The sequence below is a fragment of the Plantactinospora sp. GCM10030261 genome (assembly GCF_042666615.1).
GTDB lineage: Bacteria > Actinomycetota > Actinomycetes > Mycobacteriales > Micromonosporaceae > KBS50.
On sequence record NZ_JBHTDD010000004.1, the window covers coordinates 82589 to 96287 of the forward strand.

Annotated in this window: 14 protein-coding genes; 10 read left to right on the forward strand and 4 right to left on the reverse strand. The window is 70.6% G+C overall.

The window, feature by feature from the left end; genetic code table 11:
* Nucleotides 1-949: 949 nt before the first annotated feature.
* The gene (locus tag ACFQUZ_RS06865; protein ID WP_377439017.1) at nucleotides 950-1945 is read right to left on the reverse strand and encodes a hypothetical protein; all 996 of its coding nucleotides are present in this window, start codon (nucleotides 1943-1945) and stop codon (nucleotides 950-952) included.
* 369 nt (nucleotides 1946-2314) lie between these two features.
* Here ACFQUZ_RS06865 and ACFQUZ_RS06870 point away from each other — a divergent pair, with 369 nt between their 5' ends.
* The 5 genes from ACFQUZ_RS06870 to ACFQUZ_RS06890 all read left to right on the forward strand — a co-directional run bounded on the left by ACFQUZ_RS06870 (nucleotide 2315) and on the right by ACFQUZ_RS06890 (nucleotide 5734).
* Nucleotides 2315-2539 carry a hypothetical protein gene (locus tag ACFQUZ_RS06870; RefSeq protein WP_377439020.1) on the forward strand — a complete coding sequence of 75 codons (225 nt, stop codon included), beginning with the start codon at nucleotides 2315-2317 and terminating at the stop codon, nucleotides 2537-2539.
* Nucleotides 2540-2585: 46 nt separating this feature from the next.
* Nucleotides 2586-3182, forward strand: a complete 597-nt coding sequence (locus ACFQUZ_RS06875; protein WP_377439023.1) for a tetratricopeptide repeat protein — start codon at nucleotides 2586-2588, stop codon at nucleotides 3180-3182.
* A gap of 7 nt (nucleotides 3183-3189) precedes the next feature.
* A complete protein-coding gene (locus ACFQUZ_RS06880; protein WP_377439026.1) occupies nucleotides 3190-4455 on the forward strand; it encodes a glycosyltransferase in 1266 nt (421 codons plus the stop codon).
* Between the two features lie 162 nt (nucleotides 4456-4617).
* On the forward strand, nucleotides 4618-5043 hold the full coding sequence (locus ACFQUZ_RS06885; RefSeq protein ID WP_377439028.1) for an HPF/RaiA family ribosome-associated protein: 426 nt from the start codon (nucleotides 4618-4620) through the stop codon (nucleotides 5041-5043).
* A gap of 118 nt (nucleotides 5044-5161) precedes the next feature.
* A complete protein-coding gene (locus ACFQUZ_RS06890; protein ID WP_377439030.1) occupies nucleotides 5162-5734 on the forward strand; it encodes a MauE/DoxX family redox-associated membrane protein in 573 nt (190 codons plus the stop codon).
* Nucleotides 5735-5941: 207 nt separating this feature from the next.
* On the opposite strand, the gene ACFQUZ_RS06895 is transcribed toward ACFQUZ_RS06890, so the two are convergent.
* Nucleotides 5942-6385: an HNH endonuclease gene (locus tag ACFQUZ_RS06895; protein WP_377439033.1), complete on the reverse strand. Its 444-nt coding sequence runs from the start codon at nucleotides 6383-6385 to the stop codon at nucleotides 5942-5944.
* A gap of 327 nt (nucleotides 6386-6712) precedes the next feature.
* A complete protein-coding gene (merB, locus tag ACFQUZ_RS06900) occupies nucleotides 6713-7363 on the reverse strand; it encodes an organomercurial lyase (protein ID WP_377439036.1) in 651 nt (216 codons plus the stop codon).
* Nucleotides 7364-7625: 262 nt separating this feature from the next.
* Between merB and ACFQUZ_RS06905 the strand changes: the two genes are divergently transcribed.
* Entirely contained in the window at nucleotides 7626-8345 is a 720-nt protein-coding gene (locus tag ACFQUZ_RS06905) for an MBL fold metallo-hydrolase (RefSeq protein WP_377439038.1), read from the forward strand.
* 207 nt (nucleotides 8346-8552) lie between these two features.
* On the opposite strand, the gene ACFQUZ_RS06910 is transcribed toward ACFQUZ_RS06905, so the two are convergent.
* Nucleotides 8553-9203, reverse strand: coding sequence for a TetR/AcrR family transcriptional regulator (locus ACFQUZ_RS06910; protein ID WP_377439041.1), 651 nt, complete (start codon nucleotides 9201-9203; stop codon nucleotides 8553-8555).
* A gap of 99 nt (nucleotides 9204-9302) precedes the next feature.
* On the opposite strand from ACFQUZ_RS06910, the gene ACFQUZ_RS06915 reads away from it, so the two are divergent.
* The 4 genes from ACFQUZ_RS06915 (at nucleotide 9303) to ACFQUZ_RS06930 (ending at nucleotide 13685) form a co-directional block, all read left to right on the forward strand.
* Nucleotides 9303-10721, forward strand: a complete 1419-nt coding sequence (locus ACFQUZ_RS06915) for a DHA2 family efflux MFS transporter permease subunit (RefSeq protein WP_377439043.1) — start codon at nucleotides 9303-9305, stop codon at nucleotides 10719-10721.
* Nucleotides 10722-10800: 79 nt separating this feature from the next.
* The gene (locus ACFQUZ_RS06920; protein WP_377439046.1) at nucleotides 10801-12105 is read left to right on the forward strand and encodes an exo-beta-N-acetylmuramidase NamZ domain-containing protein; all 1305 of its coding nucleotides are present in this window, start codon (nucleotides 10801-10803) and stop codon (nucleotides 12103-12105) included.
* Between the two features lie 46 nt (nucleotides 12106-12151).
* A complete protein-coding gene (locus tag ACFQUZ_RS06925) occupies nucleotides 12152-12544 on the forward strand; it encodes a hypothetical protein (protein WP_377439049.1) in 393 nt (130 codons plus the stop codon).
* 37 nt (nucleotides 12545-12581) lie between these two features.
* On the forward strand, nucleotides 12582-13685 hold the full coding sequence (locus ACFQUZ_RS06930; RefSeq protein WP_377439052.1) for a glycosyltransferase: 1104 nt from the start codon (nucleotides 12582-12584) through the stop codon (nucleotides 13683-13685).
* Nucleotides 13686-13699: the final 14 nt, after the last annotated feature.

The window sequence follows — 13699 nt, forward strand, 5'->3', positions numbered from 1 at the left end:
CCTCCGTGGTCCCTCGGACGATCATGGAGGCTAGCCCGCGGATGCGCGGAAGCGGCGCGGACACTGTGGAGGTCCGGTGTGGAGGGACGCGGCCGGAGGTCAGCAGTCGACCCGTTCCTTCGCTGAGCAGTCCGGAGCGAACGGAACGGATCCGGCTGGACCGGGTGGATCCCCGATGGGGTGTCGGGTGTTCGCCGCCGGCACGAGTGTCCGGCACCCGGTCGACGAGCCGGAGCCGGTGGTCGACCCGGACGCGCCGCGCCCCCCGCCGGCGGGTCCGCCGCCCGCCGACCTGAGTCCGACGCCGGTGGTCACTACCCCGCGCGCGGCTCAGGCTGTTGAGCCGCTTGTGCGGGGTCCAGGATCGTTCACCGGGTTCGTCAGCGTAGGCGGGCAGGTCGGCGGTGGCTGCGGAACGTGATAACGGTCGGTGGCCTCCTGCTGTCTACCGTGTGTGATGTCTCGTGGGAGTGACGGCGGTGGTGTCGGCAGCCTTTGCGCTGCTGTAGCCCACGCAACACCGCAGACCACTTGGCGCGATAGCTAACCGTCGATGTGTGGTGGCTGGCCGGCGTGGTTACCGTGGGTTGCTGTTGCGTGGGCTACAGCAGCGCAAAGGCCGTAGTCGGGTCGTCTCACGGACCTGTCCTCGGTGACTGTGGGTGTCTCCCTCCGCCAGGCCCGGTTACACGCCGGAGCCCGCGAACGTTCATGGATACCTCGTCAACCCGCTTGCTGGCTGCTCATCCTTCTTGCCCAATCATGGCCCCTTAGGGCGTCTTGATGGCTAAAAATTCTGTTTCGGGCGATAGAAGCCATTTCCGTTCATACGATGACTTCCGGCCCTTGGAGCGAAGATTTTGCGATCTTGCGGGTTCAACGAGAGGTAACGGGGATGAGAAAACCGCTACGCAGCCTGAAGCACGTGAAGGCGGCATCAGGCCTCAGTTCAATGCTGTTGCTGGCCAGCATGACCGGCACTGCGGCGCCGGCGACCGCGGCGGAAGCCGCCAGCGTCAATGTGCCGGAACGGGTGCAGACCGGCACCCCAGGCCCCCATGGGCAGGCGCGCGCATGGGCGCCGCCGGCTCAGCGGATGGACGGGGAACCGGGATCGTGGACCGGCGACTCGGACAACTGGCGGGACCGGTCCGGTCCGCAGGGCTGGCAGTGGCAGGACCGTGACTGGCGCAGTCACAAGAGCTACGGGAAGGAAGGCCCCCAGGGTCCGCAGGGCGCCCAAGGTGCTCAGGGCGCTCAGGGCGAGGAAGGGCCTCGCGGGCCTCGAGGATTCCGCGGCCCGAGGGGTTACCAGGGTCCACAGGGCTACCAGGGCGCCCAAGGTGCGCAAGGTGCCCAAGGTGCTCAGGGTGCGCAAGGTGCTCAGGGTGCGCAAGGTGCTCAGGGTGCGCAAGGTGCTCAGGGTGCGCAAGGTGCTCAGGGTGCGCAAGGTGCGCAAGGTGCGCAAGGTGCTCAGGGTCCGCAGGGCTTCCAGGGTCCGCAGGGCGTTCCTGGCCAGAATGGGCAGCCAGGCGTCCAGGGACCGCAGGGTGCTCAGGGGGCCCAGGGCGCTCAGGGGGCCCAGGGGGCTCAGGGTGCTGAGGGTCCGCAGGGTCCGCAGGGCTTCCAGGGTGACACCGGTCCGCAGGGTCCGCAGGGTGCGCAAGGTGCTCAGGGGGCGCAAGGTGCTCAGGGTGCTGAGGGTCCGCAGGGTCCGCAGGGCTTCCAGGGAGACACCGGTCCGCAGGGTCCGCAGGGTGCGCAAGGTGCTCAGGGTGCCCAGGGTGCTGAGGGTCCGCAGGGTCCGCAGGGCTTCCAGGGTGACACCGGTCCGCAGGGCCCGCAGGGTGCGCAAGGCGCTCAGGGTGCCCAGGGTGCTGAGGGTCCGCAGGGTCCGCAGGGCTTCCAGGGTGACACCGGTCCGCAGGGCCCGCAGGGTGCGCAAGGTGCTCAGGGTCCGCAGGGTGACACGGGCGCTCAGGGTCCGCAGGGCTTCCAGGGCGCCCAGGGTGCCGCTGGACTGAACGGCCTCAATGGGCTCAACGGGCTCAATGGCGCGCAGGGCGCCCAGGGTCCGCAGGGCTTCCAGGGTGACACCGGTCCGCAGGGTCCGCAGGGTGCTCAGGGTCCGCAGGGTGACACCGGCGCGACGGGTGCCCAGGGCTTCCAGGGCGCAACGGGTGACACCGGTCCGCAGGGCCCGCAGGGTGACACCGGTGCCCAGGGTCCGCAGGGTGACACCGGTGCTCAGGGTCCGCAGGGCGACACCGGTGCCCAGGGCCCGCAGGGGGACACGGGTGCTCAGGGGGCCGGCGTGTCCGACGCCTACATCCGCGCGACGACGGCGGACACCGGCGTGCAGGAACTCGACTGTGACACGGGCGACGTCGCGCTGAGCGGCGGTTACCAGTCCACGAGCCCAGTGCTCATGGACCGGCCGTTGCCACCGACGGATGGCTCGACGCCCACCGGCTGGCAGTGGGAGTTCCAGGCGGCCGGCAACAACATCTACGTGGTCTGCGCGAACGTCACGCCGTAACCCATCGCCGACAACCGAGACGATCATGAGAAGGAAGAACATGAGGATGAAGCAGATACTGGGATCCATCGCCTGTGGTGCGGTCCTGCTGGCCGGAGTGGCGGCGTGCAGCGACGAGCCGGACCCGGCGCCGGCGGGCAACGAGGCAAGCGAGGCTCCTCAGGCCGCTCCAGAAGACCCGGTGGCGTTGCTCAAGACGGGCATCGAGCAGGGTCAGGCGGGCAGGGTCGACGAGGCGAAGGGCACCTTCGAGCGGGTCATCGCGATCGACGGCAACAACAAGTTCGCCTGGTTCAACCTGGGCTACATCGCCCACACCCGCAACGATGTCGGCGCGGCGGTGGCGAACTACGACCGGGCCCTGGGGGTCGACACGTCGTACCGCCCGGCGCTCTACAACAAGGCGCTGCTGCTGGAGGAGAGCAACGCGACCGAGTCCATGGCGTTGTACGAGCGGATTCTCGCCGACGACGACACGGCGGCCGGGGTGCACCTTCGGTTGGGTCTGCTGCGGGTCAAGGAGGGCGACAAGGACGGCGCGCGTAGTGCCTTCCGGCACGCCGTCGAGTTGGACTCGGAGCTGACCTCGGCGGTGCCGAAGGAGTTCCGGTCCGCTCTCAAGACCGCCGAGTCGGGTAGGTGACCGATAAGTGAGTAGTCCACGCGTGACGGTATTCACCGGTAGCAACCGCACCCGGTTCCTCGACGAGTGCCTCCAGTCCCTGCTCGCCCAGACGTACACCGACTGGGAGTGGGTGGTGGTGCTCAACCAGGGGACGCGGTGGCGGCCCGAGGTGGACGACCGGCGAATTCGCCTCCTGGTGCAGGACGGACTGTCCGGCGTCGGTGCGGTGAAGCGGCGGGCGTGTGCGGAGGCGTACGGCGAGATCCTCGTCGAATTCGATGACGACGACCTGCTGAGCAGCGACTGCCTGGCCGAAGTCGTCGCGGCCTTCGACGCCAACCCGGGAGTCGGGTTCGTCTACAGCGACACGGCCCAGATCCGTGAGGACGGTGGCCGGGACGAGACGCGGTTCGCCGCCGCGCACGGCTGGCGATACCGGGACGAACGCGTGGACGGGCGGGAGGTCCTCGCTTGCGAGGCCCTCCCGCCCACCCCCCACAACGTCAGCTACATCTGGTACGCCCCGAACCATGTGCGGGCGTTCCGCCGGGACGTGTACGAGAAGGTCGGCGGCTACGACGAGTCGCTCGACGTGGCCGACGACGCCGATCTGATGAGCCGGCTCTACCAGCTGACCGAGTTCCACCACATCCGTCGGTGCCTGTACCTGCAACGGATGCACGCCAGGAACACGCAGCGGGATCCCGCGTACAACGCCCGGATCCAGCAGCGCACGGTCGAGATCTACGACCGCAACATCCAGTTCAACGCGTTGGCCTGGGCGAAGCGGCAGGAATTGAAGGCACTCGACATGGGTGCGGCGCACAACAAACCGGAGGGCTTCCTGGGGCTGGACTGCCGTTCCGGTCCCGGCGTGGACATTGTCTGCGACGTGACGAAGGGCATTGACCTGCCGGACAACAGCGTCGGGGTCATCCGGGCGGTCGACTTCCTGGAGCACATTCCGGACAAGATCGCCATCTTCAACGAGCTGTACCGCATTCTCGCCCCGAACGGGATGCTGCTTTCGCTGACGCCGAGCACCGACGGGCGCGGGGCCTACCAGGACCCCACCCACGTGGCGTTCTACAACGAGAACTCGTTCTGGTATTTCACCGACTCGGCGTACTCGCGGTTCGTCCCCGAGATCGAATGCCGATTCCAGGTGTCCAGGCTGGTCACGTACTACCCGACCGACTGGCACAAGGCGCACAACATCTCGTACGTATCGGCCAACCTCATCGCGGTCAAGAACGACGAGATGCGGAACGGGGGAGTGCTGGCGATCTGACCGTCGTACTTCCTGTGCGTCCCCGGCCCGGTCGTGTTTTCCGACCGGGCCGGGATGGGTAATCCGATGATCAACGACGGACCCGACTCTGGAGGACCCAGTCATGCCCGACCGCAGTCCCGCCCGTACCAACGGATCCGACGGCATCTGGGAGGTGCGGCGATGAGCGCCCCGGCGAGCCCCGCCACCGTCGCCGACTGCCTGCGCGTCGGAGCCGGCTTCTCGCAGGGCGACCGGAACTGGATCGTCGAGCAGTTCGCCACCCTGGACGCCCGGCTTGCCAGCTTTCCCGCCGACGGAACCGAACTCGAGGTCATCGTGAAGGACCGGGAGGCCAAGGGCCAGAAGGTCACCCTGGAGTGCTGGATCGCCGGCCAGTCGAAGATCGTCACCACCTCGGCGGAGGAGGACCTGCACGCCGCCCTCAACGACGTGCGTGACGACCTGCGTCGCCGGCTCAACGACGCCAAGACGAAGCGGGAGCCCCGCAACAACCGGCACCTGCGTGACCGCCCGGTGCCAACCCCCGAAGCCGACGAGGCCGACCCGGTCGCGGTGGACCGGCCCGCCGACACCGAGCGCGGCTGACACGATCCGCGGTGCCGCCCGGTGCCGGGCGGCACCGCGGAGTGTCCGATCCCCCACCCGATGGTCTACGTTCGACACATCGGCCGCGACCACGGAGCCGATGACCCGGGGGAGGTCCATGGTGGGGAACGTTCTGCTCGCCGCGCGCATCCTGATCGCGCTGGTTTTCGTCGCGTCCGCGGTCAGCAAACTGCGCGGCGTCGCCGCCTTCCAGTCGTTCGAGACGGCAACCAGGGGGATGGGTGTGCCCGCCCGCCTGGTCCGGCCGGCCGCCATCGCCGTGCTGGCCGGTGAGGTGCTCACCGTACCGCTGCTGGCCCTGCCGCCCGGCGGGCTCGCCGGCTTCGCGGTCGCGGCCGTCCTGCTGGTGGCCTTCAGCGTGGGGATCGCCCTGGCCGTCCGCCGGGGGACCCGGCAGTCGTGCAACTGCTTCGGCTCGTCGACCACCCCGATGGGCGTACGCCATCTGGTGCGCAACGGTTTCCTGCTCGCCGTCGTGGCGGCGGGCGTGGCCGGCGCAGTGACCGGGGCCGCCGCGCCGAGCCACCCCGCCGCGATCGCGATCGTGGCCGTGGCCGCCGCCGTCGGTGCCCTGCTGGTGATCCGGTACGACGACCTGGCCGCGCTGTTCGTCCCGGACCGCCCGGCCGCCTCTCGTTCGACGGTCAGCCCTCGGGTCGGCCGCCCCTGACCCCCGCGTCCTCGCGCGGTCCCCCTCACCCCGCCGATCTTGCAGTTGTGGTTGCCGATTCGCGCCTTTGGGTCGGTTTTGTCGCAGCCCAAAACGCAAGATCAACGCGGGAGAAGGGGGCGGCGGCGGGGCGCCCGCCGGGTCGCCGCACCTGCCCCGGTACGGCGACCCGGCCCCCCCGCGGGCTGGAGTGGTGGCTTCTGGCGGTCAGCGCACGCCGAGCGCGTCCCACGTCGGGACCCGCGGCGTCATCCGCAACCGCAGACCCGCCTCGGCGGGGGTGCGGTCACCCTTGCGCTGGTTGCAGCCGTAGCAGGCCGCGACGGTGTTCAGCCAACTGTTGGTCCCACCGCGCGAGCGGGGCAGGACGTGATCGACCGTGGTGGCCGTGGCCGGGCAGTAGCCGCACCGGTGCCCGTCGCGGCGCAGCACACCAGACTTCGACCACGCCGGGCCGCGGGTGTACCGCCACCTGGTGACGACGTAGCGGACCAGTCGGACCACCCTCGGCATCGGGAACACCCCGATGAGCCGGTCGGGATCGGCCTCATGTATCTCCGCGACCTGCCGACAGAGCATCCGGATGGCGTGTTGCACCGGGACCCGGTGCAACGGACCGAGGTCAGCGTTGATGACGAGTACGGCGCCCACCGGATCCCTCCCTTCGTTAGTCCTGATCCGATTCCGCTCTCAGAATTGCGTTCCGGGCGAACGCGAAGAAGCCGCCCGACCCGATCGTGGGTGGGCGGCTTCCGCGTCGCGATACGCGGCGTCAGCAGCGCCACCCGTCCAACAGGTAGCTGTCGAGGAACCGTTCGGCGGCGGGCGCGCACCAGCCACCGCGCGACATGTGTCGCCGCGATTCTGGCTGGCGCCTGCTCGTCATGGTGACCGCTCCCTCGGTGGTTCGTTGCGGAAACCGTAAATGGCGCCCGGAATCCGGGCAACGCTATTTCGATCACCCGTTGTACGGGTCGATCAGAGTCCCCAGAATGGCCCCGACAGTCCCACGCCACGCAGGTACTCCTTGGCGGCGGCCGGTTCCCGACGGACGTAGCCGCGGTCGAGTCGCCCGGAGTACCAGCCGGAGGCGAACCTCCACAGCGTCGCCAGGTCCATCACGTAGCCACGGTCGACACCGGCGGCCCGGCACCAGGCGTCGACGCAGTCCTCGGCACAGAACAGGCGCTGGTGGCCGCAGGTGTGCAGCACGTCGTCCCACATCCGTTCCGCCGGCACGAGGAAGTGCGCGACCTGCTCGCCGGCAGGTGGTTGGTCGGTACCGACGTTCCAGGCGTGCGGGCGGGCGCAGGCCGGGCAGCGGGTGGACACCAGCACCTCGCCCTCGTCCGGCAGCAGGTGCGGCAGGGCGAAGGAATCCCAGGCGCAGCCGCCCCACCAGAGCGTCCGGCGGCCCATCACGGCGAAACCCAGCGGTACGGCGGAGAACGGATGGGCCATGACGATCCGGTCGCCGTCCAGCACGAGATGGCGGGCGCCGGCCAACTCGGCCAGTCCGGTCCGTACCTCGTCCACGTCGCTCCCGCCGGCCAACTCGACGACCGTCGGTGCCCGTCCGGTTTCGGCGAACGACCGGTAGACGGCGAGGCGCAACTCTTCGAGATCCATCCCGGCATCCTGCCAAGCTCCGGCAGCAATGGCCCCATGTCTCGTGACATCGAACGGTTCTCCGTGGATGTCCGAACGCGGCGTCCGAACGCAGCCAGACCTGGAAGGTGATCCTGGCGATGCTGTTTCCATGAACGACATCAAGGACAAGGTCGCCCTGATCATCGGCGGCCGTCGGGGGCGGCTCGGCCGTCCGGGACCGTGAGGAGGGGCACCGGCGCGTTCGTGGCGTCCGGTGAGCCGGCTGTCTACGGTGGTCGCGATGGACATCGTACAAATCACCGTGAACCTGTTCTTCCTTCGTTTTCCGATCGGGCACGTCTACCTGTGGCGGGATCCCGACGGGCTGACCATCGTCGACGCCGGCGCACCGGGCAGCGGGCCGCGGATCGCGGAGGCGATCCGCGGCCTCGGGCACGACCTGCGGGAGGTCCGGCGGCTGGTGCTCACCCACGGTCACCAGGACCATGTGGGGGGTGCCGCCGACATCGCCTCCTGGGGCGACATCGAGGTCATCGCGCACCGGGCCGACGCGCCCGTCATTCGCGGCGAGGTGGTTCCCCCGGCGCCGGACCTGGCGGACTTCGAACGGCCCATCTTCGACGCGGTGAGCGTCCAGCTGCCGGCCGAGCCGCCGGCGCCGGTCCGGGTGGACCGGGAGGTGGACCAGGGAGACGTACTGGACGTCGGGGAGGGTGCGGTGGTGCTCGCCGTCCCGGGGCACACCGCAGGCGGCATCGCGCTGCATCTGCCCGACTGGAAGGTGGTGTTCACCGGGGACATCGCCGCCCGCAACCCGCGATCACGGGACCCGGAAGCGCCGGTCTTCCCCGGGTTGTTCAACGTGGACCGGGCCGAGGCGTTGGCGTCGTACCGCCGACTGGCCGCGCTGGATGTGGAGATCGCCTGCTTCGGCCACGGCGAGCCGTTGACGGCGGCAGCCGGGGAACGGATGCGCGCCGCCGGCGACCGGATGCCGTAGCCCGACGGTGACCTGGACCACGACGCTTGACTTCAACAATTGTTCAACTCCGAACCTGGATGCGACAGGAACCGGGCGACCGGTTCCCTGGTCCGGTCTGGTCGACAGGTCCCGCGACCGTCGCCGACTTCCGTTGAGGAGGCCCGGGTGGTCGAGCAGGGTCGGGATTCCGGTGCTGGTTGTCGAGCCGGCCGGCTGACCGGCGGTTCACTCGGGAGGCGCCGGTGATCCGGTGTACGCGCTGAGGAACACGTCGACCGCGGCGCGGGCGATCCCGTCCTGTTCGCCGGTCGTCATCGATCGACCGGCGTACCCGGACCGAAGGTCGACCGGGCCGGTGAGCAGGGCCAGGAACTGCTCGGCGGCCCGGTCGGGGTCGGTGAGGCGCAGCCGGCCGGTGACACACAGCCGGGCCAACCGGTCGGCGAGCGCCGTGGCGAGCGTCCGCGGGTCGACGGAGGGGAGACCGAGCAGATCGGGAAACCGGGTGCCCTCGGCGTGCAGCAGCCGGCGCAGCGCCGTCGACCGTTCGGAACAGTGGTGACGCAGCAGCCGACGACCGGTGTCTTCGAGCGCCGCCCGCAGGTCGTCGCCCGGCCTGGTCAGTCCGTCGAGGGCGGCCAGGTTCTCGGCGTGTAGGGCGTCGGCGGCGGCCTCGACGGCCTGTCGGAACAGGTTCGCCTTGTCGGTCAGGTGGTTGTAGACGGTGGGCTTGGCCACGCTGGCCTCAGCGGCGATCTCCTTGACGCACGCCTGGGCGTACCCCTGTCGAGCGAAGACCGTGATGGCGGCGTCCAGGATCGCGTGGCGCTTGTCGATACGCCCGCGTGAGGCGGCGTGGGCGGATGCGGCGGTCACCCGGGCAGCCTACCTCCGTCCGCGACGTTCCATGAACCAAGCGGTCCATTTTCATGTACGCGCTTGCCCACTGGGAGGATCCATCCCTAGATTGAACCCGTGAGTACAACTAGCGAGACTCGTGAGCATGGAACTGATCGATTGGAGCCGGCCCTACGTCGCCTGATCGCGGTGGTCCTGCTGGGCGGGATCATGGGAATCCTGGACGGCACGATGGTGGTCGTCGCCGTGGACACCCTCACCGCCAGCTTCGACACCGCAGTACGGACCGTGGGCTGGGTTTCCACCGCCTACCTGCTGGCCCTCACGGTCACCATTCCCGTCACCACCTGGGCGGTCGACCGGTGGGGAGCGCGCCGGTTGTGGCTGGCCGGCCTGGCCCTGTTCCTGCTCGCTTCCCTCGCCAGCGGGCTGGCCTGGGACATGGCGAGCCTGATCGGGTTCCGGGTGCTCCAGGGGGTCGGCGCGGGCATACTCGACCCGCTCGTGCTCGTCCTGCTCGCCCGGGGCGCCGGACCGGCGCGCGCCGGCCGCGTCATGGGGCTCATGGGTGCGGTGCTGCCGCTGGGGCCGGTGCTCGGTCCGGTGCTGGGTGGGGTCCTTGTCGACGGTCTGGGCTGGCGGTGGATGTTCCTGGTCAACCTGCCCATCGGTGCCGTCGCCTTCCTGCTCGCGCTGCGAGTGGTTCCGCGTGACCGGCCGGCCGGAACCGCGAACCGTCTCGACCTCCTCGGGGTGGCGCTGAGCGGGCCGGGCGTCGCCGCACTGGTCCTGGCGCTCACCCGGGTCGGCGAGAACGGCGGACTCTCCAGCGCCGCCGTCGGTCTTCCGCTCGCGGTCGGGGTGACGCTGCTGATCGGGTACGGCGTACACGCGCTCCGTGGCCGGCACGCCGCACCGCTTGTCGATCTGCGGCTGTTCGCCAGCCGACCCTTCTCGGCCAGCGTCACCGTGCAGGGGCTCGTCGGGGTGGCGACGTTCTCCGCGCTGTTCGCGTTCCCGCTGTATCTCTTACGGGCCGGTGGCTCGACGGGCGGCCCGGCCGAAGCCGGTCTGCTGGTGGCGCCGATCGGTCTCGGGTCGGTGCTCAGCATGCCGGTCGCGGGGCGGCTGAGCGACCGGATCGGCACCCGCGGACTCGCGCTGGCCGGGTCGGTGTGCGCGGCGCTGGCCGCGCTGGCCCTCACTCGACTTGGCGCGGATTCCCATCCGCTATGGCCCGCACTTGTCGGGTTCGCCATTGGCGCCGCCCTCGGCTTCGTGGCCGCGCCCACGATGGGGTCGTTGTACCGGACCCTGCCGGCGCCGCTCGTGCCGCAGGGCAGTTCCGTGCTCTACATGCTCAACCAGCTCGGTGCGGCGGTCGGCATCGCGGTCACCGCCGAGATCGCCGACTCCGCCGCCGATCCAGGTGCGATGGCGCGGGCCGTCGGTTTGTGGATTCTCGGGACGGTGCTCGTCATGGCGGTTGTGGCCAGTCAGCTTCCCGGCCGCCCGGACAAGCGTCCATCTATGTAGCTATCCTTCCTTGACCTCACGCCAAGCCGTAGCTAAGTTTCAGACATCCGGTCCGGTCGCCACTGGAGGAGGCATCCCCTTGCAGCGCAGAACCTTCCTCACCACCGCCGGGGCCGTCACCGCGGGAGCCGCCGCCGGCACCGTCACCACCCGGGCCGGCGCCGCCGCCTCGCCGGCCGGCCCCGGCATCCGCCGGATCGAGACCGGCCTGGACGTCCTGGTGCGCTCCGGGTTCGCCGAACTGCGCGGCCAGCGGGTCGGCGTCATCTCCAACCCGACCGGGGTGGACGCCGCGTACCGGCATCTCGTCGACCTCATGCACGGCTCGGGCCGGGTCCAGGTGGTGGCGGCGTTCGGCCCGGAGCACGGCTTCCGCGGTTCCGCCCAGGCCGGCGGCAGCGAGGGCACCGGCATCGACGCGCGGACCGGCATCACGGTGTACGACGCGTACGGCGCCACGCTCAGCCGCTGGGAGACGATGTACCAGCAGTCCGGTGTGGACACCGTGGTGTTCGACATCCAGGACGTGGGCGCCCGCTTCTACACGTACATCTGGACGATGTACACGTCAATGGTGGCCGCGGCCCGGACCGGCAAGCGATATGTGGTGCTGGACCGGCCGAACCCGATCGGCGGGCGGGCCTACGGCCCGATGATGACCACCCCGTACACCTCGGGGGTCGGCCTCAAGGAGATCGTCCAGCAGCACGGCATGACGGTCGGTGAGCTGGCCCGATTCTTCGCCGCCGAGTTCCTGCCCACGGAGGCCGGTCGGCCGGTCGACCTCGACGTGGTGCGGTGCCGGCGGTGGCGGCGAAGCGACCTTGCCGCCGACACCGACCTGCCGTGGGTCCTGCCCAGCCCCAACATGCCGACCCCGGACACCGCGCTTGTCTATCCCGGCACCTGCCTGTTCGAGGGCGTTGCGTCGATCACCGAGGGGCGCGGCACCTGCCGGCCGTTCGAGCTGATCGGCGGCCTGGCCACCGATTTCGACTACCACTGGGGGGACCGGCTCAACGCCCGTGACCTGCCCGGCGTCGAGTTCCGGGAGGCGTACTTCTCACCGACCTCGGCCGGCCAGAAGCCGGCCCTGCTGAACAAGATGTGTGCAGGGGTCGAGGTCAAGGTCGTCGACCGGGCGGTGTACGACCCGATCCGGACCGGGGTCGCCATGCTCGTCGAGGCGCACAGGTACCCGGCGTTCGCCTGGCGCCAGGACGCCTGGGACCCCGCCCGGCCGTACTGGATCGACAAGCTCACCGGCTCGCCGCGACTGCGTACCCAGATCGACGCCGGGGCCGACGTGGACGAGGTGGTCGGTGCCTGGGCGGACGAGTTGGCCGACTGGAACCGGCGCCGCCGACCGCACCTGCTCTACTGACGGGCGCGACCGCCGTATGGTGGAGTGGCGCGACAGGGGAGGCGCCATGATCGGTCTGGTGATGCTCGGCTCGTTGGCGGCGGCGCTTGTGGTCGGCGTCCTCGTCCTGGTCCGCCGCCCCGCCGATCCCCGGCGGGTGCTCCGCGGGTCCGCTCTGGCGATCATGCTGCTGGTGGTCGCGGCGCTCACGCCGTACACGGTGGACGACTCCGGGACCGCCGCCGCGTACCTGCTCGGGGTGCCCCTGGCCGCCGCCCTGCTGCCGGTGCTCGCCCAGCGGGTCGGTCGGTTGACAGGCATCGCCGACGCGGTCGCCGCGATGGTCATCGTTGCCTGGGGACTGTTGCTCGGCCTGGGCATCGGCGGGGCGTTCCTGCCGGTGGCGATGCTGCTCATCGGCAGTGCGGTCGGACCGGGTCGCCACGCCCGCCCGGCCTGATCGCCGCCTAACTACTTCTGTAGTGAATACTGTCACCATGCGAATCCTGTTCGTCGCGGTGCCGCTCGCCGGGCACCTCTATCCGATGGCGCCGCTGGCCAGCGCACTGCGGGAGACCGGACACGAGGTGCTGCTCGCCGCCGGTGGCGATGCCATCGCACCCCCACCGGCCGGACACGCGGTGGCCGACATCGCCCCGGGCATCGACATGAAACGGATAGCCCTGCGACTGGCGCTGCGCCACCCGGCGCTCGCCCGGGCGGAACTCGCCGGCCGGGCGGGCACGCGGGCCGCGCGGCTGTTCTTCGGAGCGGTAAACGACAGGCTTGCCGGGCCGGTGCTCGACCTCGCCGAGCGGTGGAAGCCCGACCTGGTGGTGCACGAGCCGCTGGCCCCGGTCGGTGGGCTGGTCGCCGCCCGGCTGGGCGTCGCGGCGGTGCTGCACGGCAACGTCCTGTTCGACGAGCGGGCGCTCACCGAGGACGTCGCCGGTGCCAGCCGGGAAATCGGCGACCTCCCCCCGAGCGGAGCCGTCCTCACCCTCACCCCAGCCAGCCTCGTCGGGCCCCGCGCCGCCCAGCCGCTGCGGCCGGTTCCGCACGGCGTCGGCGGCGAGGTTCCGGACTGGCTCGCCACCCCAACCACGCGCCCCCGGATCCTGGTCACCCGGAGCACCGTGGCCGGCCCGCCGATCGGTGACCCGATGCCGGCCACGCTGGCCGCCGCGGCGGACGTGGACGCCGAATTCGTCATGGTCCGCCCCCCGGAGCGGCTCGTCCGCAGACGTGGACTGCCGGCCAACGTCCGCACCGTCGACTGGCTCCCGTTCGCCGCGGCGCTGCCGTACTTCGCCGCGGTGGTCCACCACGGCGGCGCCGGCACCCTGCTCGCCGCGCTGGCGGCCGGGGTGCCGCAGCTCGTCGTCCCGGGTGCCGGCGACCGCCGGCGGCACGCCGAGCTGGTGGCGGCACGAGGCGCCGGCCTGGCGGTGCCGGCCCGGAAGATCACTGCGGACCGCCTGCGCCGACTTGCCACGGACCCGGCGCTGGGTGCGGCCGCCGCCCAGGTCCGCGACGAGATCGCCGCGATGCCGGCGCCCGCCGATGTGGTTCCGCTGCTGGAACGGCTGGCTCGCCGGTGAACCGAGCCTGTTGA

Coding starts and splice junctions, on each gene's coding strand:
- ACFQUZ_RS06875 (WP_377439023.1), top strand. CDS start 2,586: ATGAAGCAGATACTGGGATCCATCGCCTGTGGTGCGGTCCTGCTGGCC.
- ACFQUZ_RS06885 (WP_377439028.1), top strand. CDS start 4,618: ATGAGCGCCCCGGCGAGCCCCGCCACCGTCGCCGACTGCCTGCGCGTC.
- ACFQUZ_RS06890 (WP_377439030.1), top strand. CDS start 5,162: ATGGTGGGGAACGTTCTGCTCGCCGCGCGCATCCTGATCGCGCTGGTT.
- merB (WP_377439036.1), bottom strand. CDS start 7,363: ATGGATCTCGAAGAGTTGCGCCTCGCCGTCTACCGGTCGTTCGCCGAA.
- ACFQUZ_RS06905 (WP_377439038.1), top strand. CDS start 7,626: ATGGACATCGTACAAATCACCGTGAACCTGTTCTTCCTTCGTTTTCCG.
- ACFQUZ_RS06925 (WP_377439049.1), top strand. CDS start 12,152: ATGATCGGTCTGGTGATGCTCGGCTCGTTGGCGGCGGCGCTTGTGGTC.
- ACFQUZ_RS06930 (WP_377439052.1), top strand. CDS start 12,582: ATGCGAATCCTGTTCGTCGCGGTGCCGCTCGCCGGGCACCTCTATCCG.